The 24,559-nt window shown below is 62.0% G+C and carries 23 protein-coding genes and 1 pseudogene; 19 read left to right on the forward strand and 5 right to left on the reverse strand.

All coding sequences use genetic code 11. The annotated features are described in order from the left end of the window. The 10 genes from LDB29_RS06580 to LDB29_RS06625 all read left to right on the forward strand — a co-directional run bounded on the left by LDB29_RS06580 (window position 1) and on the right by LDB29_RS06625 (window position 9,234). A complete protein-coding gene (locus tag LDB29_RS06580) occupies window positions 1-522 on the forward strand; it encodes a VOC family protein (protein ID WP_044662283.1) in 522 nt (173 codons plus the stop codon). Then, complete coding sequence (locus tag LDB29_RS06585) at window positions 519-1,283, forward strand: tyrosine-protein phosphatase (RefSeq protein WP_044662284.1); 765 nt, start codon at window positions 519-521, stop codon at window positions 1,281-1,283. The genes LDB29_RS06580 and LDB29_RS06585 overlap by 4 nt, the downstream gene beginning before the upstream one ends. Further along, the gene (locus tag LDB29_RS06590) at window positions 1,270-2,583 is read left to right on the forward strand and encodes a DUF1214 domain-containing protein (RefSeq protein ID WP_235600750.1); all 1,314 of its coding nucleotides are present in this window, start codon (window positions 1,270-1,272) and stop codon (window positions 2,581-2,583) included. Before LDB29_RS06585 ends, LDB29_RS06590 begins: the two co-directional genes overlap by 14 nt. An 11-nt stretch (window positions 2,584-2,594) precedes the next feature. After that, window positions 2,595-3,050, forward strand: coding sequence for a nuclear transport factor 2 family protein (locus tag LDB29_RS06595; RefSeq protein ID WP_044662285.1), 456 nt, complete (start codon window positions 2,595-2,597; stop codon window positions 3,048-3,050). A 60-nt stretch (window positions 3,051-3,110) separates the two neighbouring features. Continuing rightward, window positions 3,111-4,193, forward strand: coding sequence for a TIGR03857 family LLM class F420-dependent oxidoreductase (locus LDB29_RS06600; protein WP_044662286.1), 1,083 nt, complete (start codon window positions 3,111-3,113; stop codon window positions 4,191-4,193). Between the two features lie 2 nt (window positions 4,194-4,195). Beyond that, window positions 4,196-5,326 (forward strand): phosphotransferase family protein, encoded by a 1,131-nt coding sequence (locus LDB29_RS06605; protein ID WP_044662287.1) that lies wholly within the window; start codon window positions 4,196-4,198, stop codon window positions 5,324-5,326. 124 nt (window positions 5,327-5,450) lie between these two features. Further along, entirely contained in the window at window positions 5,451-6,638 is a 1,188-nt protein-coding gene (locus LDB29_RS06610; RefSeq protein ID WP_044662288.1) for a sulfotransferase, read from the forward strand. 24 nt (window positions 6,639-6,662) lie between these two features. Next, window positions 6,663-7,439 carry an SDR family NAD(P)-dependent oxidoreductase gene (locus LDB29_RS06615; RefSeq protein WP_044662289.1) on the forward strand — a complete coding sequence of 259 codons (777 nt, stop codon included), beginning with the start codon at window positions 6,663-6,665 and terminating at the stop codon, window positions 7,437-7,439. Further along, window positions 7,436-8,704 (forward strand): hypothetical protein, encoded by a 1,269-nt coding sequence (locus LDB29_RS06620; protein WP_044662290.1) that lies wholly within the window; start codon window positions 7,436-7,438, stop codon window positions 8,702-8,704. Before LDB29_RS06615 ends, LDB29_RS06620 begins: the two co-directional genes overlap by 4 nt. Beyond that, window positions 8,701-9,234 (forward strand): VOC family protein, encoded by a 534-nt coding sequence (locus LDB29_RS06625; protein WP_044662291.1) that lies wholly within the window; start codon window positions 8,701-8,703, stop codon window positions 9,232-9,234. Before LDB29_RS06620 ends, LDB29_RS06625 begins: the two co-directional genes overlap by 4 nt. A gap of 15 nt (window positions 9,235-9,249) precedes the next feature. On the opposite strand, the gene LDB29_RS06630 is transcribed toward LDB29_RS06625, so the two are convergent. Both LDB29_RS06630 and LDB29_RS06635 read right to left on the reverse strand, forming a co-directional pair. Further along, on the reverse strand, window positions 9,250-9,879 hold the full coding sequence (locus LDB29_RS06630) for a TetR family transcriptional regulator (RefSeq protein ID WP_044662292.1): 630 nt from the start codon (window positions 9,877-9,879) through the stop codon (window positions 9,250-9,252). A gap of 70 nt (window positions 9,880-9,949) precedes the next feature. Continuing rightward, entirely contained in the window at window positions 9,950-10,222 is a 273-nt protein-coding gene (locus LDB29_RS06635) for a PRC-barrel domain-containing protein (protein ID WP_044662293.1), read from the reverse strand. Between the two features lie 145 nt (window positions 10,223-10,367). Between LDB29_RS06635 and LDB29_RS06640 the strand changes: the two genes are divergently transcribed. The 4 genes and pseudogenes from LDB29_RS06640 (at window position 10,368) to LDB29_RS06650 (ending at window position 13,061) form a co-directional block, all read left to right on the forward strand. Beyond that, the gene (locus LDB29_RS06640; protein WP_044663148.1) at window positions 10,368-11,696 is read left to right on the forward strand and encodes an MFS transporter; all 1,329 of its coding nucleotides are present in this window, start codon (window positions 10,368-10,370) and stop codon (window positions 11,694-11,696) included. A 115-nt stretch (window positions 11,697-11,811) separates the two neighbouring features. Continuing rightward, window positions 11,812-12,291 (forward strand): annotated as a pseudogene (locus LDB29_RS29275) (NAD(P)-binding domain-containing protein); the annotation flags it as partial. 27 nt (window positions 12,292-12,318) lie between these two features. Further along, entirely contained in the window at window positions 12,319-12,672 is a 354-nt protein-coding gene (locus LDB29_RS29280) for an NAD-binding protein (protein ID WP_306812574.1), read from the forward strand. After that, window positions 12,669-13,061, forward strand: a complete 393-nt coding sequence (locus LDB29_RS06650) for a carboxymuconolactone decarboxylase family protein (protein ID WP_009823703.1) — start codon at window positions 12,669-12,671, stop codon at window positions 13,059-13,061. Before LDB29_RS29280 ends, LDB29_RS06650 begins: the two co-directional genes overlap by 4 nt. A gap of 53 nt (window positions 13,062-13,114) precedes the next feature. Here LDB29_RS06650 and LDB29_RS06655 read toward each other — a convergent pair whose 3' ends face one another. Further along, the gene (locus LDB29_RS06655) at window positions 13,115-14,401 is read right to left on the reverse strand and encodes an MFS transporter (RefSeq protein ID WP_044663149.1); all 1,287 of its coding nucleotides are present in this window, start codon (window positions 14,399-14,401) and stop codon (window positions 13,115-13,117) included. A gap of 234 nt (window positions 14,402-14,635) precedes the next feature. Between LDB29_RS06655 and LDB29_RS06660 the strand changes: the two genes are divergently transcribed. The 3 genes from LDB29_RS06660 (at window position 14,636) to LDB29_RS06670 (ending at window position 18,935) form a co-directional block, all read left to right on the forward strand. Next, window positions 14,636-15,514 carry an AraC family transcriptional regulator gene (locus tag LDB29_RS06660; RefSeq protein ID WP_044662295.1) on the forward strand — a complete coding sequence of 293 codons (879 nt, stop codon included), beginning with the start codon at window positions 14,636-14,638 and terminating at the stop codon, window positions 15,512-15,514. Window positions 15,515-15,661: 147 nt separating this feature from the next. Beyond that, window positions 15,662-18,058: a TonB-dependent receptor gene (locus tag LDB29_RS06665; protein WP_044662296.1), complete on the forward strand. Its 2,397-nt coding sequence runs from the start codon at window positions 15,662-15,664 to the stop codon at window positions 18,056-18,058. A 73-nt stretch (window positions 18,059-18,131) separates the two neighbouring features. Next, window positions 18,132-18,935, forward strand: a complete 804-nt coding sequence (locus tag LDB29_RS06670; protein WP_082718591.1) for an SDR family NAD(P)-dependent oxidoreductase — start codon at window positions 18,132-18,134, stop codon at window positions 18,933-18,935. 36 nt (window positions 18,936-18,971) lie between these two features. Here the strand turns inward: LDB29_RS06670 and LDB29_RS06675 are convergent, their stop codons facing one another. Next, window positions 18,972-19,337: a nuclear transport factor 2 family protein gene (locus LDB29_RS06675; RefSeq protein ID WP_044662297.1), complete on the reverse strand. Its 366-nt coding sequence runs from the start codon at window positions 19,335-19,337 to the stop codon at window positions 18,972-18,974. A gap of 116 nt (window positions 19,338-19,453) precedes the next feature. Between LDB29_RS06675 and LDB29_RS06680 the strand changes: the two genes are divergently transcribed. Beyond that, on the forward strand, window positions 19,454-20,677 hold the full coding sequence (locus LDB29_RS06680) for a cytochrome P450 (RefSeq protein ID WP_044662298.1): 1,224 nt from the start codon (window positions 19,454-19,456) through the stop codon (window positions 20,675-20,677). 99 nt (window positions 20,678-20,776) lie between these two features. On the opposite strand, the gene LDB29_RS06685 is transcribed toward LDB29_RS06680, so the two are convergent. Continuing rightward, on the reverse strand, window positions 20,777-21,685 hold the full coding sequence (locus tag LDB29_RS06685; protein ID WP_061934146.1) for a helix-turn-helix domain-containing protein: 909 nt from the start codon (window positions 21,683-21,685) through the stop codon (window positions 20,777-20,779). Between the two features lie 310 nt (window positions 21,686-21,995). Here LDB29_RS06685 and LDB29_RS06690 point away from each other — a divergent pair, with 310 nt between their 5' ends. Then, window positions 21,996-24,458, forward strand: a complete 2,463-nt coding sequence (locus LDB29_RS06690; RefSeq protein ID WP_158298495.1) for a TonB-dependent receptor — start codon at window positions 21,996-21,998, stop codon at window positions 24,456-24,458. Window positions 24,459-24,559: the final 101 nt, after the last annotated feature.

The raw sequence follows: 24,559 nt of genomic DNA on the forward strand, positions 1-24,559 counted from the left end.
ATGTTCGCCCGGCCCAACAGCCAGCATTGCCAGGTCGCCTATGTCACCAACGATCTCGACGCGGCGATGGCCGCGCTCAAGGACGCTTATGGCACGCCCGGCTTCTTCGAATTATCGAACATCCAGCCCGGCGAAGATCCGACCGGCAAGCCGGTGCTCAAGATCGCGCTGGCGGTGGTCGGCGGCGTCGAGGTCGAACTGATCGAGCCGGTGGGCGACACGGCCCCCTTGTTCAGCGATTTTCTGCCCGAGGGCGACGATCTGGCCATTCGCTTTCATCATGTCGCGACCCGGATCGACGGACCGCTTGCCCATTGGGACGCCCATGTCGCTTCGCTCGACCTCATGCGGCACCCGGTCGTGTTCGAAGGCGCGCTGGGCGACGCGCTGCGCTATATCTACACCGACGAGCGCGCGACGCTGGGCCATTATGTCGAGCATGTCTGGATGGCGCCCGACCTTCTGGCGCAGATGCGTGCCGTCATCCCTACCTATCCGCCCGTTGAAGGACTGACTGCATGACCATCGCCCTGTCCCGCCTCAATTTCCGCGACATAGGCGGCCTGCCGACCGCGGGTGGAGGGCAGGTCCGGTCCGGCATCCTGTTCCGCTCCGAAGGGCCGGCGAGTTTCTTCGAGGATCATCATGCGGAGCTGTCGGAGCTGGGCTTCCGCTCGGTGGCGGACCTCCGATCGACGATCGAAAGGGACGCGGCGCCGCATGGCTGGTGCGGCCCGGACTGCCGGATTCTCGACCTCGACATGAACACCGACCTGCGCGCGCAGGGGGAGGACATGTGGCTGTCGCTCGGTCGCGAGCCGACCGCCGCGCGCGCCATCGAGGTTATGTCGCATAATTACGGTCTCATGCCGCAGGCCTTTCTGCCGCATCTGTCGCGGATGGTCGATGCGCTGCTGGCGCAGGACACGCCGATGCTGGTCCATTGTACCGCCGGCAAGGATCGAACCGGCGTCGTCGTCGCCCTGTTCCTCGACCTGCTCGCCGTGCCGCGTCCCGTGATCATGGAGGATTATCGCAAATCCGATATATTCGGCCAGAATCTGCGCGTGTCGGGTCATCTCAAGCGCGATCTGCAAAAGACCTTCGGCTTCGTGCCGCCCGACGACATGGTGGCCATCCTGATCGGCGTACAGGATGATTTCCTTCTGAGCGCGCTCGATATGGTCGCGACGCGATGGGGCGGGATTGAAGGGTATTTCGAGGCGGCAGGCGTCGACGCGGAGCGGCGTACTGCGCTGAGGCAATTGCTTGCCACAGACTAGGCGGGAAATCTGCGCGGGCGTGCCGACCGTCCTCGCCGGGCTTCTGCTGCCGGGCGGGATCGCCGGTGCCTCCGTCGTCAACCGGAAGACTATGGTGGAGAATGAGATGAGCGACAACGGCATTTTCGAATGGGAAGATCTGCTCGACCAGCTTCGTCCACTGGGCCAGTTGATGCGCGATCGTATCCCGGAAAGGCTGCGCAGCGATCCCCGCGTCATGCAGGAATCGATGCGGCTGTTGCTGTCGGGCGTGCTGCGCACGACCAATGACGCGATCATGCATGATCGCAGTCACCCGATCTTCGTGCCCGAACTCAATATCTGCCAGAATATCTTTCAGCCCAATGCGGACACCATCTACAAGGCGGCGTTGATCGAAAAGGGCGGGACCTATCGCATCCGGGGGGATCGCGGCACGACGCGGATGATGATCCTGGCGCAGCTCGGCCCGGACACGCTGCGCACCGGGCAGCATCATCCCGCGCAGGATGCAAATGATTTCAACGACCTGCATATCGGTGCCGACGGAACCTTCGATGTCATCCTCTCGCCGACCCGGCCTACCGGCTATGAGGGCGACTGGTGGGAACTGAAACCCGCGACCGAGAAGCTGATGGTGCGGATCGTCGCCTGCGACTGGGGCGTCGAGCGCGAGCCGCGCTTCGGCATCGTGCGTTTGGACGCCGATCGCGCCGCCAAGGGGCGCCCCACGCTGGCGCAACTGGCGCACCGTTTCGCCGAGATTCCGGCCACGGCGACCGTCTGCGCTCTGGCCTTTCCCGACAAGGTGCAGAAGTTGCGCGACGAAGGGCTGATCAATATGCTGAAAGTCGTCGACTTCTCGCAGATGACCGGTCTTGCCCGGCAGTCCTATTATGAGGGCGCCTACGAGCTGGCTGATGACGAGGCGCTGATTACCGAGGTGCAGATCCCGAAGGAAGTCGACTACTGGTCGCTGATCCTGACCAACGAACTTTATGAGACGACCGACTGGTATCATAACCAGTCCAGTCTCAACGCGGCGCAGGCCGTGCTCGACGGCGACGGCTATTTCCGCGCCGTCATTTCCGCGCGCGACCCGGGCGTCCACAACTGGCTCGACACGTCGGGCTATGCCAGCGGCGCGGTGCAGGGGCGCTGGTTCAACACCGACGAGCGGCCCACGCCGACGACGAAGAAGGTCAAGCTGGCCGACGTGCGCAGCCATCTACCCGCTGACACCGTGCTGGTGACACCGGATGCGCGCGCGCAAGCGATCCGCGAACGTACGCTCCGCGCGCACACGCGTATCATCTGGTGATGGAGGATTAAATGAGCGACGATCTGGCCAGGCTGCTCGACTATGAGGCGATCCGCAACGTGAAGGCGCGCTATTGCCGCTTTCTCGACACGAAGGACTGGGACGGCTTTCTCTCCCTGTTCACGCCCGATGCGGTGCTGGATGTCGAGGAGGATACCGGCAACCCGCCGATGAGCGGACATGCCGCCATATTGGAGCAGGTGCGCTCTGCGGTCATCGATGCGCGGTCGGCGCATCAGATCCACTCGTCGGAGATCGACCTGCGCGGCGATGAGGCGGACATGATCACGGCGATGCAGGACCGGGTGGTCTGGGCGCCGGGCAAATGCCCTATCCCCGGCGGCCAGTCGATCACCGGTTTCGGCCATTATACCGAACGCTATGTGCGTCGGGACGGACAGTGGAAAATCGCGGCGCTCAAGCTCACCCGCCTCTATGTCGAGGTGCATCCCGGACCTGCCGTTTGACAGGTTGCCAATGCTCCTCCCAACGGCAATGCAGTGGCATATATTTGAGAGGACAAGGGAATGACGGAAGCGGTGGAACCGGGCGCACGGGCACTTTTCGATAAGTTCGGCACCTATATCCTGCCCGGCCGCGTGAACGATCCGCGTCGCGGCATCGACGAAGCGAAGGAAGCGGAGCGCATCGGCCTTGGTTGCGTGTGGATTTCCGAACGCTATGCGCTCAAGGAGCCGGCGGTGCTGGCGGGCGCGGTGGCCGAGGCCACGTCGAAGATTCGCATCACCGGCACCATGTATGCGACGATGCGCCATCCGCTCGTCACCGCCAGCGTTGCCGACATGATGCAGGCGATGAGCGGGGATCGGTTCCGCCTGATGTTCGCGCGGGCCGTGCCGGCCTATATGAAAATGCTCGGTTCGCCGCCGATCACCATGGAACGGCTGGCCGATCTGATCTCGATCTGTCGGCGTCTCTGGGCGGGCGAGAAGATCAATTATGAGGGCGTGCTGGGCAAATTCCCCGCCATCAGCCTCACCGATCGTCATGGCGGCACGCCGCCGCCGATCATCTTTACCGCGATCGGTCCCAAGAGCCTGGAATTTGCCGGCGAACATTGCGACGGCGTGCTGCTGCATCCCTTCGTGTCGGCGCAGGGGGTGAAGAACAGCGCGAAGATTGTCCGCGACGCGGCCGAAAAGGCCGGCCGTGATCCCATGTCCGTGCGCATCTATCACAATATCATCGTCGCCCCGGACCTGCCCAAGGAGGAGGAGGAGGCCGTCGTCGGCGGCCGCGCCATCACTTATTTCGAACTGCCCGGCTTTGGCGACCTGATCGTCGACATCAATGGATGGGACAAGAAGGTGCTGGAGGATATCCGCGCCCATCCCAAAATCGCCGGCCTCAACGGCAAGCCGGCGGATCAGGCCTATACACGGCAGGAACTGGTCGATGTGAGCCGCCTCATTCCGCAGCAATGGCTGGATGAAGGCGCCGCGGTGGGGACCGCAGCCCAGTGCGCCGACCAGTTAATGGCCTATCTGGACGCCGGCGCCGATGAAATTCTGCTCCATGGTTCGTCGCCCAAGGATATGGGGCCGCTCACCATCGAACTGAAGCGCGCCCTGGCAGCGAAGGGGCTGTAATCATGGAATTGCTGACCCCCGATCGAATCACCGTCCAGCTGCAGGACTGGCTGGCGGGCGAAAAGCCCGAATGGCGCGACATCCGCGTTCGCCCGCTCGATGTGACGCTGGGCGCTGGCTTTTCGGCCGACATCTTCTTCGTCGACGTCGACTATGTCGATCCAGCTGGTCCCCAGAGCCAGACGCTCGTGGTCCGCCGTCAGCCGATGGATCTGGAAGTGGTGTTCGGCAGCAGCCTGGCGCTGCAGGGCAAGATGATGGCGGCGCTCGATGCGCGCGGCGACCTGCCCGTGCCGCCCTGGATCGGCATGCATCTCGATCCGGATATTCTCGGCCTGCCTTTCCTCGTGATGGGTAAGGTCGATGGGGAATGCGCCAAGCAGAAGCCCAACTATAATCTGGAGGGCTGGCTGGTCGAGATGAGCCCCGCGCAGCGACGGCAAAGCTTCACGAACGCCATCAACGCCTTTGCCAGCCTGGCGAAGATCGACTGGCGCGATGGCTTTGAATTTCTCGCCCAGCCTGAAAATGGGCAGCCAGGGCTTGATCAATATGTCGGTGCCCTCGAAGCGTGGCACAAGGCGGCCGGCCGGGGCCGCGCCATGCCCATCGTGGATGCAGCCATGGCCTATGTGCGCGCCAACATGCCGGCCGATGCGGGGGTGAATGTGCTGTGGGGCGATCCCACACCATCGAACGTGATGTTTTCCGCCGATGGTCAGGTCAACGCGCTGATCGACTGGGAACTCGCGGCGCTGGGACCTGCCGAGCTTGACCTCGCCTGGTGGCTCTATTTCGACGATCTGTTCGGCCGTCGCTTCGGCATCACCCGGCTGGAAGGCCTGCCGACCAAGGACGAGACGATCGCCATCTGGGAAGCGGCAAGCGGCCAGAAGGCCGGGCATCTCGATTATTATGACATCGTTGCGGCGCTCCGTATGGCGCTGGTCGCCGTGGGCGCCTTCGACCGGCAGGTCGGCATCGGCAATATCCCCGGGACCAACAAATCGCTCAACGACAATTTCATGACCCTGTATCTGGCTGAAAAGCTGGGGCTGCCTATCCCCGAACTCGGACCGGATTTCGTAGCCTTCATGAAGAATCTGACGCCGGTGGAAGACAAGACGGCCTAAAACCGGGCCGCTGCGTGTAAATGCGAATTGCCCGCTTGACCGATGCCTCAATCAATAAATATACAGTGTGGAATAATAAAATGGAGAGGTGAGTCATGCGGCAGCGGCCGGTCGAAGGGCATTCATGAAAAGCGCTGTCGCAGAGCGCGCGCCGCTTTCCGCCGATGCACTGATCGCGGAAGCGCGCGCCGTGACCGGACTGTCGGACTTCGGGCCGGATATGTCCTTCATGACCGGCTTTCGCCGTCTGGTCGATGCAGTCGAGGCGATGGACCCGCCCGCCCAGTTGCGCGAGACCGCGCATCACAAAATCGTCGGCCTGCTCGCGACCCGGCTGCGCTTCGCCGAAGACGAACGGCTGCATCCGGACATCGTCGCGCAGGATGTGGGCGACCCGCTGATCGTCTGCGGCCTGCCGCGCACCGGAACAACGATTACCTACGATCTGCTTTGCCTCGATCCGGCGGCCCGGGCGCCGCGCGAATGGGAATGGTATATCCCCTGGCCGGCCCCGGAAATATCCAGTTTCGACAGCGATCCGCGCATCGCGCAGGTGCAGGCCGTCTATGAAAACTGGTTGAAACATGCGCCGCAACTGGCTGACATCCAGCGGATGGACTGCACCCAGCCGGGCGAGTGCAATCATGGCATGATGCTGCATTTCGCCAGCACAAATTTCCCGGCCGAACTGGGGGTTCCTGCCTTCGCCCGATGGCTGCAGGACATTGTGCCGGAAGGGCAATATCGCACCCACAAGCGGATGCTCCAGCATTTCCAGTGGAAAGGCCCCAGGGGCCGCTGGACGCTGAAATCGCCGCAGCATCTCATGGACCTGCCGGGTCTGGTGGAGGCCTATCCGGGCGCGATGCTGGTGTGGACGCATCGCGATCCGGTGCTGACCCTCTCGTCGCTATCGAGCATGATCGCCGGCTTCCTGGCGGCTGTGGGCGGCGCCAATGATCTTCAGGCGATCGGCCGGTCGGTGGTCGACACCTGGTGCGCGGCGATGGCGCGGGCGACGCAAGCGCGCGCAAGCGATTCCGCGATCGAGGGCCGCATTATCGACCTCGCCCATCGGGATATCGTCGCCGATCCGATGGCGACAATCGGACGCATCTACGACCGCTTCGGCCTGCCCTTCACCGAGACGCATCGCGCGCGCATCGCCGCTTTTCTGGCCGATAACCCCGCCGCCAGCCGCCTCGGCAAGCACAGGCACAGCCCCGGCCAGTTCGGCATCGATCCGGACGAGGTGCACGAGCGGCTCGCCGGCTATTATACGCGCTACGGCCATCTGTTCGACCGCGCCTGACCCCGATCTTCTGGAGTATCCAGCATGAGTGTTCTCGACCGTTTCCGCCTCGATGGGCGCACCGCCATCCTGACCGGGGTAGGGCCGGGCGTGGGCGAACATATCGCCAAGGCCTATGCTGAATTGGGCGCCAATGTGGTCCTCTCCGCCCGCTCGCAGGATCGGCTCGACCGTATCGCGGCAGAGATTAACGCGGCCGACGGCGGCCGGGCGATCGCCATCGCCGCCGACGCGGGCGAGAAGGCCGATCTTGAACGGCTGGTGGCGGGCGCGCGCGCCGCCTTCGGTCCCATCCATATCGTGTTCAACAATGCGGCGGCGGGCGTGGTCTATGCCGCAGACGGCGGGCTCTGGGCGAACACGGACGACGTCTGGAAGACGGCGATGGACGTCAACGTCATGGCGACCTGGCGTCTGACCGAACTGACAGAGGCCGATATGAAGGCGCATGGCAAGGGCAGCATCATTTCGGTCCAGAGCTGCGGCGGCTTCACGCCGATTCCGCCCGCCGTCGCCTATGGCGTGTCGAAGGCGGCGCTGCTTTTCCTGGTGCGCGAGCTGGCCAAGACGCAGGCGCCACACACCAGGATCAACTGCCTGTGCGTCGGATCGATGAGCCCGGACGGGCAGGAGGCCGCCATCCACAAGGGGCTGGGTCTTGCCGAGCGCAACGCGATCAAGCGCTTCGGTGCAGCGGACGAAGCGGTCGGCGCGGCGGTATTGCTGGCGGGAGACGGCTCCAGCTATACGACCGGCAGCACCATCTTCACCGAAGGCGGCCGGGTGGGGACGATTTCATGACCGTCAACCCTCTCTGGACCGACGATCAGGCAGCGGCGGAAAAGCTGGCGCTGCGCCTCCTCGAACGGGCCGACATCCGTGCCGCACGCGAAGAAGCGCGCCTCATGCTGCTCGCCGACTCGCTCGCGGGCACGCTCGATGGACGGCTGGGGCTGGATCGGGCGCTGGATCAGTGGGTGCTGGGACTGGCCATGCGCGAAGCCAATGGCGATCCCGCCGATCCCAGGGTCGTCTGGAATATCAGCAACGCCCCGCGGCGCTGGTTCGGCCACATCTATCCGGGCGCGGCGGTGGCGATAGACAATCCCGACAATTTCAACCGCGAAATTCCGATCGATGGCGATGGGCACTATGCTGTCGACATCCGCTTTTCCGCCGATCCACCGCAGTTCAGCATCGTTGCCGAGGTGGAGCCGGCGCATCATGCGGGACTTGGCCGCAATCTGGGAGCGCTGACGCTTCAGCAACTTCTGCCGTTCTGCGATGCCGACGGGCAGGTGACTGTGACGGTCGGCCCGCAGGAGGGCGGCGCGACCCATTTACGGACCGAGCCGGGCGCGCGGATTCAGGTCTATATCCGCGACAGTCAGCGCGACTGGCGGCAGGTGCCGGCACAGGTCAGCGTCCGTCGCGTCGATCCGCCATCCGGCCACCGCCCGCGCGACGAGGAGGAGATCGCCCGGACCGTCGTCGCCGACCTGCCAGCCTGGGTCGCCTTCTGGTCGGGGTTCAAGAATGATTTTCTCGGTCATCCCGAACCCAACCGGCTCATCGGACCCAATGGCCGCGACGGGGGCTGGGGCTATCTGGCTGGCGGGCGTTTCGCCCTTGGAGAAGGGCAGGGGTTGCTGGTGACGATCGATCCGGCGGGCAGCTATTATACCGGCATCCAGATTGCCGATCCGTGGACCATCTCCCCCGATCCGATGCTGCGCCTGGTCAGCCTCAACAGCGCTCAGGTCACGCCAGCGGCCGATGGCATGATCAGCTATGTGGTGGCGGGCGTCGATCCGGGCATCGCCAACTGGATCGATACGGCAGGCCTCGAAGAAGGCTGGGTGCTGCTGCGCTGGCAGGGCGTACCCGACGGCGCCGATCCTGCCTGCTTCATCCGCGACGTGCGCGTCGTCGATCTGGCGGCCATCGACCGCGAGGTGGACGCGAGGGTTCCCCGCGTCGATCTAGCCGCGCGGGGGCAGCAGTTGCGCGACCGCGCGCGTCAGCATGACCTGCGGACCCACGCCGCGACCTGGGGAGATGCATGATGCAGCCCAAGGGCTCTATACTGGAATTGTGTCAGGTGGTCCGCGACATGGAGCGCGCCTTGGATCACTGGACACGGGTCATGGGCGCGGGGCCGTTTTTCGTCTTCGACGTGCCCGTGCTGCCGGGCCAGATCTATCGCGGCGCGCCGACGCAGGTGGCGCTGAAGGTCGCGTTCGGCTTTTCCGGCGGACTGCTGATCGAACTGCTCCAGCAGACCAATGACGGGCCTTCGGTCTTCACCGAAATGCTCGACCGTCATGGCGAGGGCTATCATCATGTCATGCTGCGCATCCCCTATGATGACGGCGTGGAGCGGCTGTCCAGCGAAGGCTATGCCATGGCCTTCAGCGGCCAGATGCCGTCGGGCGAACGTTTCGCGCTGTTCGATACCCGCGCAGGCAATGGCGGCTATGTCGAACTCATGGAGATTTCGCCCGCGATGGAGGCGTCGCTCCACCGGATGCACGCCGCCCATTGCACATGGGACGGGATCGACCGCCCCATCCGGTCCATCGCCGAGCTCGGCTGAATCCGAGGCTGGAGCTCAGGCCGCTTCCGCGATGGCACGGATCGCGGTCAGCAGCATGTCGGTCGCGCGGGTGAGGGCGGCTTCCACGACATTGCGCTGCATCGCCAGCCGGTCGTCATTGTCGTCCAGGCTTTCCGCCACGACGACATTGCCCAGCACGATGACCGAGAAGATCACGAGCACCTCTTCGCTTTGTCGGCGCGACAGCCCGGCCTCTTCCAACGCGGTGAAGATGGCGCGCCGGATCGCCAAGGCATTGGGCAACTCCAGCCGATTGGCGCTGCGCGACAGGATAAAGGCGGCGGACCCGGGAAAATCCCTGTAGGCCATATGGACCGCGCGGGCGATGCTGCGCAGGCGGCTTTCCCAGTCGGGCGCCGACAAATCGGGCATCCGGCCGCGCAATATCTCGTCGGTCAGCAGGGCGAGCATCGCCTCTTTGTCGCGGACATGGTGGTAGAGCAGGCGTGGCGACACGCCCAGACGCTGTGCGACCGGGCGGATATTGAGCGCGTCGATCCCGCCCGACCGGGCCATGTCCAGCAACGTTGCGACCAGCCTCGCGCGGTCAAGCGCAGGCCCTTCGCATTGCGGCGGTCGGCCGCGCCGCGAAATCCGTGCAAGCGGTTGCTGGTCTGCCCTCATGCGTCTGCTTTAAGCGCAGGAACGGCACTGGTCCATGCCCCACGGTGCCGCAAGACCGTGGAGCAAGAGATTACAGCTTCTTCAGTTCGGCATTCGACAGGCTGGTCGTCACGCCCTTCTCACCCGCGCTCAGCGTGGCGGCGGGGATGGCGATGAACTTGCCGCGATAGATAACGCGAATGGCAGATACGGCGCCGTCGGCAGCCGTCAGCACGCGATCGACCTTGCCGATCTTGGTGCCGTCTGCGGAGTAGATCGTCTCGTTGCGATCCACCGCAGGCGCCTGGGCAAAAGCAGGTGCGGTCAGGCCCAGAGCGGCGAGCGCGATGATGATCGTCTTCATATGCTGAGATTCCTTTGTCGAAGATGACGATCTGTTGGCGCAGTCCCAAGATGGTTTCAAGGGAAAATCGATACACATCGAAAAGAATCTGTTCTATCTGTCCCATATGGAAAATGAAAGCTGCCGGATGGTGGGGGGAGAGGCAATGAAGGGCGCAGGCGGGTTTCGGCTCCACGACAAATGGTTCCTGCTGCTGCTGGGCGCGATCTACATGTTCAATTTCATCGATCGCACGATCATCGCCGTAGTTGGCGAGGCGATTCGTCACGACCTGCGCCTGAGCGATCTCCAACTCGGTATGCTCGGTGGGCTCGCCTTCTCGATCTTCTATGCCGTGCTGGGTATCCCGCTGGCGCGACTCGCCGAACGCTACAGCCGGGTGCGGATCATTGCCATGGTGACGATGCTCTGGTCGCTGATGACGGCGTTGTCCGGTGCGGCGGCAAGCTATGTCCAGCTCCTGCTCTGCCGCATGGGCGTCGGCGTCGGCGAAGCCGGCTTCACACCGGCGCTCGTTTCGATGATTTCCGATCGGTTCGATGCCGGGCGCCGGGCGGTGGTCTTTTCGCTGATTGCGATGGGGGTGCCCCTGGGCGGCGCCATCGCTGCGATTGCGGGCGGCGCGGTGGCGCAGGCATTTGGTTGGCGGCTTGCGCTCGTGGCGGTTGGCGCGCCCGGCCTGTTGCTGGCGCTGCTACTGCTTGCGACCATTCCCGAACCTGAACGGAAGGATGCCGGGCAGAGTGCGGATACGCCCCCCTTCGCCATGGTGCTTCGGCGGCTCGCCCGTTCGCCTTCCTTCCTGCACCTGACCTTTGGCAGCGGCTTCGTCGGGCTGGTGGGGTTCGGCACCAACCTGTTCCTCATTCCCTTGTTGGTTCGCCGCTTCGATCTCCCGCTGGCGCAGGCGGGTCTGGTGTTCGCGCTGTCGTTCAGTCTCGCGACGATGGTGGGACAAGTCAGCGGCGGTTATCTGATCGGCCGGCTGATCCGGCGGGATATACGCTGGGGCGGCTGGGCGCCCGCGATCGCGGTGGGGCTGGCTCTGCCATTCTATCTGCTGGCGATCCATCAATCCGACTGGTGGTGGCTGGTCGCCTTTCTCTTCGTCGCGACGACCTTGCTCTATGCGTTCACGCCCGCGATCATGACCATCACGCAGTCACTGGTTGAACCCCGTATGCGGGCGTCCGCCGCCGCGCTTCACTCCTTCGGCCAGACCGTCGCCGGGCTGGGGTTGGGATCGGTTGTGCTGGGCTATCTCAGCGATCGCCTCGCTGTCTTTCTCTATAAGGGCAATTATGCCGCAGACTGCCTCGTCTCGGGCAAGGCATCGCTGCCAGCCGCTTGTCTCTCGGCATCGGCAAGCGGCCTGCAACTGAGTATGCAATTGTCGGCATCTGTGCTCCTGATCGCGGTTATCCATTATAGCCTGGCTGCGAAAAATCTGCCGCTGGAGGCAAATGCATCGTGAAGGACGGGAAAGCTGTCGACGTTCGGCCACGAAGCGCCGGATGGGATGACGCCGCGGCCCCGGCCATGCCATCCTTGCGGCCTGGCTATGACAGGACCGCGAGCAAGCGGCAGAAAGGAAGATGAGGATGGGAAGAGCAGGGGTTATCGGCCTGGGGCAGATCGGCGCGGGCGTCGCCATATGCCTCGCGCGGACACAGCAATTGGCTGCGGTCTATGACATTCGCGCCGATGCTGCTGACGCGCTGGAGGGCGTGCCGCCCGTCGTCGCTAGCCCGGCGGAGCTGGCCGCGCAGTCCGACGTCGTCATCATCGCCGTCGTCAACGCAAAACAGACGATCGATGTGCTGTCAGGCCCCGACGGCGTGCTTGCGCGCGCGCGGCCGGGCATGATCGTGGTGCTGGTCGCGACCGTCTCGATCGAGGATCTGGACGCCATTCGCGTCCTGACCGACGCGGCGGGCGTGGAACTGGTCGATTGCGGCGTGACGGGTGGCCCCAAATCCCGCGAGCATGGCCTCGTTTGCCTCGTCGGCGGTACGGATGAAACAATCGCAAAGGTGCGTCCGGTTCTGGACGGCTTTGCCAAGCTGGTGGCGCATATGGGTGGCCCAGGCGCGGGCATGGCCGCGAAGATCGCCCGCAACGTCATCGTCTTCGGCTGCCTGCGCGCCGGCTATGAAGCGTCGGTATTGTGCCGCAATGCCGGGGTGGATGTCCGCCAGCTTGCGCATGTGATCGACGCCAGTTCGGACAGCGTGGGCGGCCCGTTGATGCTGGCGGTGCGCGACGATCCGTCGTCCAGCGAGCAGGAAGCGGCGGTGCGCGAATATACCCGCAGCCTGATGGTCAAGGATCTGGACGCCGCCATCGATCTGGCGCGCAGCTACGGCATCGCGCTGCCCTTGGTCGAATTGACGCGCCGAACCGATCAGACGGTCGTGGGCTTGGAAAATGTAATGGGAGAAAAGGCATGAGCATCGACGAAGCGCAGTGGCAGAAGGGGCTGGAAGTCTTCGACAAGGTCTACGGACCGGGATCGTCGGAAATGACCCTCCCGTATCGGGAATCATCCTTCAACCAAGAAATCGTCGGTAATCAGTTCGCCAATCTGTGGGCGAGCGACATCTTCTCGATGCGGGAGAAGCGCCTGCTGGTGCTGGGCGCCACGGCTATGCTGGGCCGCGCAGATCTGGTCGAAATCCAGATGAACGGCGCCCTCATCAATGAGGAATTCACTGATGAGGAGCTGGATTTCCTGCCGCTGTTCGTGCTGTTCTATGCCGGGGCGGGCAATACGACTACCGTGTTTCGGGGGATCGAAGCAGCCAAGGCCCGACGCAAGGAACGCAACGCCGCGAAATGACAGGGTGCGCATAATGAAGGGCGGTCTGGTCGAAAGACCGGGCCGCCCTTTTCTTATGCTTCGCCGCTACCCCGACGCCGGATCGCGCGCGAGGCCAGCAGCAGCAATATGCCCCCAGCGAATGTGAACAGCATTGCAGTGCCGATCCCCCAAGCGACACCGGCCGTGCCTCCGACAAAGTCGCTGACCGCACCGATCAGATAAGTGCCCGCGCCTACGCCGATCAGGTTCGCGCCCAGCTGCACCAGCGATACCGCAAGGCCCCGCAGGCGCGGTCCGGCGATTGTCACGATGACGGCGTAAATTGGGCCATTATAGGACGCACTGAGGAAGCCGCAAGCCATCAGCAGCGCCAGCATCAGATCGACGTCGTGGAACAGGACCGTACCGACCCCGGTCACAGCCGTCAGCAAGGGTATCACCGCGCCGAACAGGGATGTCCTTGCCGGATCAAAGCCACCCCGCCGCCGATTGACGAGGTCGATCACCCAGCCCGCGAGGAATCCGCCCAGCGAACCGAGGCCGCCATAGGCGATGGCGATGAGGATGCCCGCCTTCGCAATGGGCATGCCGTGGACCCGGATCAGGAAAGTGGTGAGCCATGTGCTCATGCCGTAAATGCCCGCCGCGATCAGGACGATGGCGAAGATGCAATACAGCAGTCCGGGCTGCGCGGCGAGCAGGCGGATGCGTTGCCCCAGTCTCAGCGTTTCTTCCTGCTGCGGGGCCGGCCCGTCATGTGCGCCGCGCACGGGTTCCCTTACCGTGAGCAGCAGCAGCGGCGCCAGCACCAGTCCCGGCACGCCGGCGGCCACGAACGCCCAGCGCCATCCGGCGCTCTGCACGATCGCGCCGCCTACGATGAACGCGATGGCGAGGCCGATTCCCGAACTCAGATACCAGATACCGATGGCGGTCGCGCGCCGGTCTTCGCCGAAATAATCGCTCAGCAGCGACATGCCGGTCGGTGATCCGCCCGCTTCGGCGGTCCCTACGGCGGCGCGGCCTATGAGCAATGTCCAGAACCCTGTCGCCAGGCTACACAGGGCGGTCGCACCGCTCCACAGCGTCAACGCGGCCGCCATCAGGTTGCGTCGGTTCCAGCTATCTACGGCTATGCCGAAGGGGAGGGCTGCAAGGGCAAAGAATATGCCATAGGCAAATCCGGCCAATATTCCCAATTGCCCATCCGAGAGTGCAAATTCATGCCCGACCGGCGCCAGCACCAGCCCGATGATGGCGCGATCAATGCCATGGCAGGTCTGCGCCAGCGTCAATATACCTAGCACATACCAGGGATAATGGCCGATGGCCGCTGGTTTGTCCGACAGCGCTCTCATGACGTCCCCGGCTGCAAGAGCGGTGCGATGGACATTGAGCGCCTCCTGTTTTTGAATATCGAACCGGGTGCATGGCGAAACCTGTCGCCCCTGTTCCCATGCCGCGCCTCGATCGAGCACAGGCAGGGATGTGCCCGCGCATGGAGCCTTGACCACCTATCCGAAGATAGAAGTAAAAGCGCATTGGTGCGCCTATTCGGGGCATCGAGAGAATAGAACCTGGCAGAGGTAGAGATGTTTCGTCCGGAGAGCGATTGGACCGGTCAGGGTAGAGCTGGCGTCCAGAATTTCTACATCGAAGCGGCGGCGAGAGTTCGCGACGCGCATGTGGATGTGCGGCATTTCGATTGGGTCCAGCCTAGCAGCGGCGTCTTTAGTCCAGAGAAACATTATCTGGATTATTCGCTCGACGGTCAGCCGCGGCGCAGCATGGTCAGCATGGGCCGCCCGGACCGGCGCGCCGCGTCGGGGGACATCCTCTACATGCCGCCGCACCGCCAATATTTCGGCGAGCCGGCGCTTCAGGAGCGGCATCTCGTCTGCGTGGCGCTTGGGGAAGAATTTCTGGAGGAATTGTTCGACGGGGAGCAGCCGCTGAACAAGGTAGAGCCGTGCGCAGACATTCAAAATATCTCCATGCGCCGACTCTTTGCGGGACTGGCTGCGGAATTGCGGACGCCCGGATTTGCCAGCCAGACGCTCGTCGAATCGATGCTCATGGGGCTTGCGGTCGAACTGGCCCGGCACATGGGTTCGCGCGAACGGGGCAGCCAGCATTCGCGTAGCCCACGCCAGGTCCAAAACATTATCGACTATGTGTTGGAAAATCTCTCCGCGCCTCTTGGCGTCGCCGATATCGCGCGCGACTGCAACATGAGCGTGCGTCATGTCGCCCGCGTTTTCAAGGAAGGGACCGGCGTCAGCCTGGGTGAATTTGTCGCGCGCAGCCGGATCGCCCTGGCAAAGGAACTGCTGCGCAGCGATGGCGCCCGCATCAAGGAAATCAGCTGGCGATGCGGCTTCAACAGCACGTCGGCCTTTTCCGCCGCTTTCCGATCCGCGACGGGTCAAACGCCCAAGGCTTTCCGGTCAACATCAGCGCAGGTCCACTGATCGGGCAAGCAGGAAAATGTCGATGAGCGGCCAAATTCTATCGCCGCACAGTCAACCGTGGACCGGCCACTATGGAGCAGATCGGCTCCAAGCTAGACGGGCTCATATGTGCAAATCGAGGCAAGATACAATGATGGGGAGGAAGATATGAGCAAGAAGGCCGTCACTCAGGGTGCGATCGGCATGGGTGCGCTCGTCGCCGCCATGGCGCAGCCCGCTTATGCGCAGCAGCCGCAATCGGGTGCGAGCGAAGGTATTCAGGATATCGTCGTCACTGCGCGCCGCACTGAAGAAAGTCTTCAGACGACACCGATCGCTGTCACGGCGCTCACCCCCGAAGCTTTGACGACGGCCAAGGTGGAAAATGTCGTCGATCTTCAGCGCACCGCGCCGGGCTTGGTCATCGGCCGCGGTTCCGCGGGCGGCGACGGCATCGTCTTCGTCGCCATCCGCGGTCAGGGCAATCTCCAGCCCATTCTCGCCAACGATCCGGCGGTCGCCACTTATATTGACGGGATCTACATCCCACGGCCCTCGACGGGCATGACCGACATTCAGGACGTGCAGCGGCTGGAGGTTCTGCGCGGGCCGCAGGGTACGCTCTTCGGCCGCAATACGACCGGCGGCGCGATCAACATCGTCACCAACGATCCAAACGACCAGCTCAGCGGCACCTTCAAGGCGGAGTTTGGCAATTACAGTACGCTAGGTGCGCAGGCCAATATCAATGTGCCGCTCGCAGAGGGGCTCGCGATCCGCCTGAGCGGCGCGATCAACGAGCGGGACGGCTATGGCGACAATCTCGCCACCCACCGCGACTTTTCCGACAACAACAGCAAATTCTTACGCGGCAAGCTTAAATATGAAGGCAATGGCTGGGACCTGACGCTTTCGGGCGACTGGAACCGCCAGTCCAACCATGGTCAGCAGATCGCGCTCTGGGCCTTCAATCCGGCGATCGTCCCCGCCGCCTTTCAGCCGGGCCTCACGGCCGGTCTGCTGACCAAGGATCATTGGTGGGGCAACACCGCGACCGGGACATCGACCCCGGCCACGATCGGTGCGCTGACTCCGGAAGCGCAGGCTCTCTACGGTGTGAAGCCATTCAATACGCTGGAAGTATATGGGTTTTCCGGTACGCTCAACGTCGAACTGGGCGGGCTGAACTTCAAGTCGATCACGGGCTATCGCCATTCGATGAACTATGGCCAGAATGATACGGACGGTACGGCCGTCCCGTTGCTGGCGACCTTTGCAGGGTCTGGATCCTATTATATTTCTCAGGAATTCCAGCTTTCCGGGAATATCACCGACAGCCTCAGCTTCATCACGGGCGCTTATGCCGGCAAGGAAAGCGGCTATGAATTCAGTCGCTCGCAGATTTTTGGCGGACTCATCCGCGATTCCAACGCCGACGTCACCAACAAGACCTTCGGTTTGTTCGCGCAGGCCTACTATGAACTGACCCCAAAGCTGCGTGCGGTCGGCGGCTTCCGTTATACTTGGGACACCCGCAACAGCGTGCTGCACAATGCACAGGTATATGGTCTGCCCTATAACGTCGCCGTGGCGGGCACGCCGACCGGCATCAACTGCACCGTCACGCCAACGAGCCCCGTGACAGCCACCACCTGCAATCAGGAGCAGAATGCCAAGTTCAACTATCCGGCCTGGAACCTGGGTCTTGACTGGCAGGCGAGCGACAATCTCTTCCTTTATGCCGCGACCCGCGGCGCGGCCAAGGCTGGCGGCTGGAACCTGCGTGCAGGCGGCCTGCCTGCCTTCTCTCCTGAAAAGGTGAAGGATGTGGAGGCCGGTCTGAAGGTCGATCTCTTCGACCGACGCTTGCGCTTCAACTCGGCGGTCTTCCATACCTGGAAGGATGACAATCAGGCGATCGTCAACAGCTTCGTGACCGGTATCGGTGTTACCCAATATATCCAGAACAACGGCAAGGTCCGTATCTGGGGCATAGAAAATGAAATCACCGCCGTGCCCTGGGAAGGCATGACGCTCAGCGTCAACGGCTCGCTGCAGGATGGCAAATATGCGAAGGGCAGCTTCAGCGAAATCCAGGTGGTGGCCGGCAGCGGCTGCACCAACAGCGCCGGGGTCGCCAACGGCTGCGTCGTCGATCTGAGCGGCTTGCCGCTGCTGCAATTGCCCAAGAAGCAGCTTAACGTCAGCGCCACGCAGAAGATTCCTGTCGGCGGCGGCACGCTCGCCGTCACTGGCGCCTATTCCTATGTCGGGGGTCAGCATTTCGATGCGGTCCGGGCGGCGGATCAGGCGTCGGCGGCGACAAAGGCGGCCTACGAGACGGAAAACCGCCTCGGCTTCGTACCTGGCTATGGCATTTTCAACGGGCGTATCGCGTTCCAGCTTGAAAATCCCAATGTCGAAGTGGCGGTCTATGGCCGTAACATCACGAACAAGAAATATCTGCTGCGCCGCTTCCCCGATCTCTATCGGACATTGGGAATCACAGCCGCCTATGTTGGCCAGCCGGCTACCTATGGCGTTGAAACAACGTTTAAATTTTGATCGATAAGCGGCTGGCGGGACAATCTGCAATCCATGCAGCTCTCTCTCGCCAGCCATCACCGGGGACGGGCGCATGATGACGAGGTTGGTAGACAGGGTAGGGATCGTCACGGGCGGCGGCGGCGGTATCGGTACCGCGGTCGCCCGACGTCTGGTCGCGGAGGGCGCGCGCGTCGTGATCGCCGACCTGTTCGAAGCTGCCGCCGTTCGCGCGGCGGAACCGCTGGGCGACAAGGCACTGCCGGTACAGTTCGATGCTGCCGATCCGCAATCGGTAAAGGCGATGGTCGATCGCACCGTAGACCATTTCGGCAGGCTGGACATATTGCACAACAACGCGGCAATGACCGATCCGGACAAAAGCCCGCAGGATACCACAGCCGTCGATATCCCGATCGGCATCTGGCGCGAAATTCTCGACGTCAATCTCACCGGCTATCTGCTCGGATGCAAATATGCCATCCCGCATATGGTCGCGGGCGGCGGCGGTTCGATCATCAACACTGCCTCCAATTCGGGCAGTGCGGGAGATCTGGCGCGGATCGCCTATGGTTCGTCGAAGGCAGCGATCATCGGACTCACCAAATATGTGGCGACCCAGCATGGGCGGCAGAATATCCGCTGCAACAGCATCGCGCCGGGTGTCGTGCTGACCGAAGCCCTCGAAAAGACCGTGCCGGGGCTCAAGGAAATCATCCAGCGGCATATACTGACGCCGGAATTCGGAACGCCGGATGATATCGCGGCGTTGGTCGCCTTCCTGGCTTCTGACGAAGCGCGCTACATCACGGGCGAAAATATCTCGATTTCGGGCGGCGGCCTCGTCCACCAACCCCATTATGCCGACCTGCTGGCCTTCATGCAGGCGAAGGACTGAGCCGTGTCCAGCGCCTGCACGTCGGAACATGGAAGGTTAATGGGCGGTTCGATGAAAATAGCGGATCGTCAGCCGGCCGTCGGCGACCTTGTAGGTTTCGAGGCTTGGCAGCGTCACGATGCCCTCCTTGGTTTGCAGGCGGTTGGCGACATAGGCGGCGCCCTCGGATCCGTTGACGATCACTTCCAGCGGTTCTGTCGTGCATTTTCCGCCATACTCCGCCCACATGTCGGCCATCGCGGCGTCGCCGTCCACGGGGGGCGATCCGACATATTCGATCGTAAACCCCTCTGGCCCCAACGCCCGGAAAAGGCGATCGAGTTCGTCGCGCTTCCCTTCATTCCACAGCCGGTAATTGTCCCGGATCGCCTGTTCCAGATCCAGCACGTCTGCCTCACTCATGTGCATCGTCTCCTGTCATTGCGGATCGTCCGCATGCTCGTCAGTCTCAGACGGACGGCCACGATCGCACCTGTCTTTGGCAGGGGTGGAATTTATCTCTTTTTGCTTCGGAGACTATGATGACCCAAGTCGCACAACAATCCCTGCCGGATCACGTGCCGCCCGAACTGGCGATGGCGCTGCCGCTCTTTTCGCGGACGGTGATCTATGACAACCCGCAGGAAGTGCTGATCCCCGCGATGCATGCGGAGCTGCCGCCGATCACCTATGTCACCAACATCTTCCCGGGCGATCAACCTGGCTGGCTGCTCAAAAATGCCGAGGATGTACAGGCGATGCTGCGCGATGCCGACAATTTCACCAAGAATGGCATGGGCAAATGGGCGCAGAATATCGGCGAGAACTGGCTAGTCATTCCGACCGAGGCCGACCCGCCAATCCACACCGGCTATCGCAAGGCGCTGAACAGTCATTTCGCACCCCAGAAGATGTTCGCGATGAAGGAACAGGTGCGCGAGCGAGCGCAGGCCTTGATCGATGCCTTCAAGGATCGCGGCCAATGCGATTTCATCGATGAGTTTTCGGAAAAATTCCCGATCTTCATCGTCCTCGATCTGCTGGGCCTTCCGCAGGAAAGAATGACGCAATTCCTTAAATGGGAAAAGGAAATGCTCCATTCCAACGACTGGCAAGTGCGCGGTAACGCCGTACGCTGCGTGAAGGATTATCTGCTGGAAGAGATTGAGGCACGCCGCCAGCAGCCGCGCGACGACTATATCAGCAAGGTGCTGACCTTCGAGGTCGATGGCCGTTTGTGGAATGATGACGAGGTGTTCGGCCATTGCTTCAATCTGTACATTGGTGGCCTCGACACGGTTACGTCCCTGCTCGGCAACATCTTCAACTATCTGGCGTCGCACCCGGACAAACAGAACGAGCTGCGCGCTGATCCATCGCTGATCGTCCTGGCAGTCGAAGAATTCCTGCGCGCCTTCGCGCCGGTTACGGCCTTCCGTATCGCAACCAAGGTCATCGAGATTCATGGGCAGAAAATAATGCCCGGCGATTATGTGGCGTTTAGTTCCCCCGTGGTGGGACGCGACCCGGCTTTCTATGAAGATCCCCAGGCGATCCGCTTCGATCGCAAGGCGCCGCACATGTCGCTGGGCAGTGGCATCCACAAATGCCTGGGGATGCACCTGGCACGGCTGGAACTGCAGATCGCGGTCGAGGAATTCGTCAAGGCCATACCGGAATTCCGGATCAAGGACGGTTTCCGGGTGCCATATTATGTAGGCAATATCCTGCATGTGCCGGACCTCCACCTGCAATGGGGCTGAATATTCCCAACGCTCTCACGCTCACCGATATGGGGAGTGAGTGCCTGAAACGGGAATCTGGAGCGGGGTCGATAGCGTCGGCCCCTGCTCTGGTGCTGTCTAGCTGTATAATATATCCTTCCGGAATGCCCGCGGGCTGAGGCCTGTCGCCTTCCGGAAGGCGGCACTGAAGGCTGCAACGCTTTGGAAGCCGCAATTGCCCGCGATGACCTTGATGAGAGCGCCATCCTGCGCCAATTCCCGTTTGGCCCGCGCAATCCGCGCATCGGCAATGTAGCTGCCGAGCGTCTTTCCGACCGTGTTCTTGAAGATCCGCGCCAGATGCCGTGAGCTGACACCGCATTCTGTCGCAAGGTCGACGATCGACAATGGTCCCGCCAGTTCCGCCTCGATCCGTTCCTGAAGACGGCGCAGGTGCCAGTCCGCCATGCGTTGATCGGTTTCAACATCGGATTTGTGTGGAATTTGAAGGTGTCGACAGAGGTCGATGACCAGTGACAACGCAATGGTCTCGACCATGATGGCGGGAGCGAAGCCGGGATGGCGCACCTCGTGTGCAAGCCGAGACATACCGTTCAGTATCCACGGTGCCTTCACATCGAAACAGGGGGGCAATGAGGAAGGTAGCGTGTCATTCTCGAAGAGTTGATCTGCTGCGTGGCTTTCAAACGTCAAACAGAAAATGCGATATTCGCTGGGTTCGCAGCGCGCCGCAAATTGGCTCCCCTTGGGCAGATAGGACACTTCGCCAAAGGGCGGCGCATGACGACGCCCGTCGGGGAACAGGCGTGAGCCGCGCGCGCGCGGGCCAAGCGAATAGTCGAGATAGTGACTGTTCGGCTCGAATATTGCGTCACAACTGCGATCCCAGGCAAAATGTCGGATGTCGGCCCGAATGCCGTTGGCAATGATGCTGTCCTCGACATGGAAATAGGCGGTTGTTAGCGGTTGGCATGGGAGAATGGTGCCAGTCGGCTGAATCTTGGATCGTTCGCTCGCCATCGCCATTGTCCGCTCCCCCTTTTCAAAGCCTACTGTCGACCCTTTTTATAAGCGATGTTATGGGGCCTCATCCAAAACAGGTCGATGCTCATCATATTGCGCAAACCGGACATCCCATCGCGAAACCGTCATCATGTTCATGACCCGACGGTCGAAAAATTCCAAAGCATCGCGAAGCGGACATTGGTTTGATCGCAGACAGGACATGGCGCGGAAGCCGGTTTTCCGGGCTCCTTGCCAATGCTAGCGGTCGATGGGGATGGGTAGAGATAGAAAAACGTCCTGCCCGTATGCAATGGCTCTGGGAGGGGATAATATGGCTTCAGAGAAATGGTTTCGGACAAGCGCCTTGGCGAGCTTGTCGGTTTTTGTCACGGCCGCTGCGCCGGCGGTGGCGGCGGATCAGACCGGTTCTGTGGGAATAGAGGACATCGTGGTCACCGCCCGGCGGACCGAGGAAAATATCCAGACGACGCCGGTCGCCGTCACCGCTCTTTCGACTGAAATGATTAAACAGGCGCAGGTCGGCGATGTGGCTGGTCTGCAGCGCACCGCGCCCAGCCTGTCGATCGCGACCGGCGCCCCGGGCGGTTCGGGTTTCGTCTATATCTCCATTCGCGGCATGCCGGCATTGAACCCGGGCGTCGCCAACGACCCTTCGGTCGCGACCTATGTTGACGGGGTCTATATTCCGCGTCCTTCGCAGGGTTCGGCCGATCTCATCGACCTCCAGCGGGTCGAGGTCCTGCGCGGCCCCCAGGGCACGTTGTTCGGTCGCAACACCACCGGCGGCGCGCTCAACATCGTCACGGTCAATCCTACGGGCGATTTCGAAGGACAGTTCCGCATTCAAGGCGGCAACTATGATTATCGCAATATCGACGCGGTGCTCAACGTACCATTGGTGGGCGATGAATTGGCGGCGCGCTTCGTCTATGATTTCGTGGATCACGACGGCTACGCCCGCAATGTGACCTCGAACAGCGAATTGAAGGACCGTAACAGCCATTATGCCCGTGCTAAATTGCGTTGGGCGCCCGCCGGCAGCAGCTGGTCCGCGACGCTCAGCGGCGACTACAATATCATCAAGGATCATGGTCAGTTCGTCGGCCTCGCTGGGGTCAATCCGGGCGCCAGCGCGGCAATCGGCGCGATCAACGCCGCAACCCCTCTTGCGGCATATCTGCACAACAACGCCCATTGGTATAATGCCTATGGCGTTCCATTCAGCACCAATCCGCCGGTCGGGTCCAATTATGGGTTTCTGACCGCAGGCAGCCGGAGTGCCTATAACAGGCTGGAAGCTTATGGCGGCAATCTCACGATAGATGGCGAAATCGGTTCTGTTACGGTGAAATCCATCTCTGCCTATCGCTACAGCAACGCAATAGGTCTGAACGAACTCGATGGTACGCCTGCTCAGATTCTGGCGGCCGAAAGTGCCTACAAGTCCGATCAATATTCCCAGGAACTTCAGTTGTCCGGAGAGCTTGGCGATCGGTTCAGTTATATTCTCGGCGGCTATTATTCGACAGAAAGCGGCCGTGAATCGTCGGTGGCGCAGACGTTCGGCTCCTTTACCCCCGCAGCCCCGGCACCCAATTTCGGTTTCAGCCTGAATTACGGCACAGTGAAGAATATCTCGGTCGGCCTGTTCGGCCAGGGCTATTACCGTCTGACCGACACGATCCGTCTTACAGGAGGCGTCCGTTGGACATGGGATAAGCGAGAGGTTGTTCTGCTGAACAGAACGAATCTGGCCGCTAATAGCTGCGCGCCTGAACTGCTCTCAAATCCGGATTTCATTGCGCCTTGCAGCCTACCGCGTTCGGTCAAATATGATTATCCCGCCTGGACGGCAGGCATCGATGTGGAGATCACCGACGGCCTGTTTGCTTATGTGAAAACGAGCGCCGCATCGAAGGCCGGCGGCTTCAACATGCGTAATGGTTCGGCCGCGACGCCGCCGTTCAAGCCGGAGAAGGTCAGGGACGTTGAACTCGGCGTCAAGTTCAGTACATCGGATAACCGTTTGCGTATCAATGCCGCGGCTTTCCATTCCTGGCAGTCTGAGGTGCAGCGCAATGCTTCCGACTGCATCACTCCACCGGGTGCGCTCGCTTGTACAACCACGCAATTCCTCCGCAACTCGGGTGACGCGCGTGTCTATGGCGGCGAACTCGAAATAAGCGCTGTTCCTTGGGGAGGAATGCTGGTCTCCGGCAATCTTGCCTTGCTCGACGGCAAATATGTCGCCGGTACCTTCGTTGAGCAGCAGCAGTTCGTTCCCGTCGCCGGCGCCAATGTGTCCGATTGCGCCGCTGGCACCGCTGTGGGTTCAGTCCGCTGTTCGGTCGTCCGCAGCGGCGAGGCTCTGCCGCAGATGCCCAAAAAGCAGTTCGGCATCTCGGTGACCCAGAAACTCGTCACTTCGGTCGGGGAACTCTCGATCCACGCGAACTACGCCTATATCGGTCGACAGAATTTCGGTCTGTTCACCGCCGATCCGCGTCGTCCGCAGGCTTATCGTGATGCGGTCGCCATCGCCAACCGGATCAACACCATTTCGGGATACGGGCTCTTTAATGGGCGTATCGCCCTGCAGATCGAAGATCCCAATCTTGAGTTGTCGGTATTCGGCCGCAACATCGGCGGCAAGAAATATGTGACCCGCGCATTCGCCGATCAGTTGCCGACACTGGGCACGGCGATCGACTATATTGGCGATCCCTTCACATGGGGCATCGGCGCCACCTTTCGTTTCGGGCCGAAAAGCTAGGCGTGACCTGTCGGCCTTGGCGCTCCCGCAATAGTTTGGCGGTCAGGCGGACCCCGTCGGGGATTTACGAAAGACGTTCGGAGTGATTAGCTCATTCGCGA

Origin of the sequence: Sphingobium sp. CFD-2 (assembly GCF_024611135.1) — a bacterium.
Taxonomy (GTDB): Bacteria; Pseudomonadota; Alphaproteobacteria; order Sphingomonadales; family Sphingomonadaceae; genus Sphingobium; species Sphingobium fuliginis.

Excerpts from the sequence above, each read along its gene's own strand:
- LDB29_RS06580 (WP_044662283.1), top strand. The coding sequence starts at position 1 with ATGTTCGCCCGGCCCAACAGCCAGCATTGCCAGGTCGCCTATGTCACC.
- LDB29_RS06585 (WP_044662284.1), top strand. The coding sequence starts at position 519 with ATGACCATCGCCCTGTCCCGCCTCAATTTCCGCGACATAGGCGGCCTG.
- LDB29_RS06595 (WP_044662285.1), top strand. The coding sequence starts at position 2,595 with ATGAGCGACGATCTGGCCAGGCTGCTCGACTATGAGGCGATCCGCAAC.
- LDB29_RS06600 (WP_044662286.1), top strand. The coding sequence starts at position 3,111 with ATGACGGAAGCGGTGGAACCGGGCGCACGGGCACTTTTCGATAAGTTC.
- LDB29_RS06605 (WP_044662287.1), top strand. The coding sequence starts at position 4,196 with ATGGAATTGCTGACCCCCGATCGAATCACCGTCCAGCTGCAGGACTGG.
- LDB29_RS06610 (WP_044662288.1), top strand. The coding sequence starts at position 5,451 with ATGAAAAGCGCTGTCGCAGAGCGCGCGCCGCTTTCCGCCGATGCACTG.
- LDB29_RS06615 (WP_044662289.1), top strand. The coding sequence starts at position 6,663 with ATGAGTGTTCTCGACCGTTTCCGCCTCGATGGGCGCACCGCCATCCTG.
- LDB29_RS06620 (WP_044662290.1), top strand. The coding sequence starts at position 7,436 with ATGACCGTCAACCCTCTCTGGACCGACGATCAGGCAGCGGCGGAAAAG.
- LDB29_RS06625 (WP_044662291.1), top strand. The coding sequence starts at position 8,701 with ATGATGCAGCCCAAGGGCTCTATACTGGAATTGTGTCAGGTGGTCCGC.
- LDB29_RS06630 (WP_044662292.1), bottom strand. The coding sequence starts at position 9,879 with ATGAGGGCAGACCAGCAACCGCTTGCACGGATTTCGCGGCGCGGCCGA.
- LDB29_RS06635 (WP_044662293.1), bottom strand. The coding sequence starts at position 10,222 with ATGAAGACGATCATCATCGCGCTCGCCGCTCTGGGCCTGACCGCACCT.
- LDB29_RS06640 (WP_044663148.1), top strand. The coding sequence starts at position 10,368 with ATGAAGGGCGCAGGCGGGTTTCGGCTCCACGACAAATGGTTCCTGCTG.
- LDB29_RS29280 (WP_306812574.1), top strand. The coding sequence starts at position 12,319 with ATGGCCGCGAAGATCGCCCGCAACGTCATCGTCTTCGGCTGCCTGCGC.
- LDB29_RS06650 (WP_009823703.1), top strand. The coding sequence starts at position 12,669 with ATGAGCATCGACGAAGCGCAGTGGCAGAAGGGGCTGGAAGTCTTCGAC.
- LDB29_RS06655 (WP_044663149.1), bottom strand. The coding sequence starts at position 14,401 with ATGAGAGCGCTGTCGGACAAACCAGCGGCCATCGGCCATTATCCCTGG.
- LDB29_RS06660 (WP_044662295.1), top strand. The coding sequence starts at position 14,636 with ATGTTTCGTCCGGAGAGCGATTGGACCGGTCAGGGTAGAGCTGGCGTC.
- LDB29_RS06665 (WP_044662296.1), top strand. The coding sequence starts at position 15,662 with ATGAGCAAGAAGGCCGTCACTCAGGGTGCGATCGGCATGGGTGCGCTC.
- LDB29_RS06670 (WP_082718591.1), top strand. The coding sequence starts at position 18,132 with ATGATGACGAGGTTGGTAGACAGGGTAGGGATCGTCACGGGCGGCGGC.
- LDB29_RS06675 (WP_044662297.1), bottom strand. The coding sequence starts at position 19,337 with ATGAGTGAGGCAGACGTGCTGGATCTGGAACAGGCGATCCGGGACAAT.
- LDB29_RS06680 (WP_044662298.1), top strand. The coding sequence starts at position 19,454 with ATGATGACCCAAGTCGCACAACAATCCCTGCCGGATCACGTGCCGCCC.
- LDB29_RS06685 (WP_061934146.1), bottom strand. The coding sequence starts at position 21,685 with ATGGCGATGGCGAGCGAACGATCCAAGATTCAGCCGACTGGCACCATT.
- LDB29_RS06690 (WP_158298495.1), top strand. The coding sequence starts at position 21,996 with ATGGCTTCAGAGAAATGGTTTCGGACAAGCGCCTTGGCGAGCTTGTCG.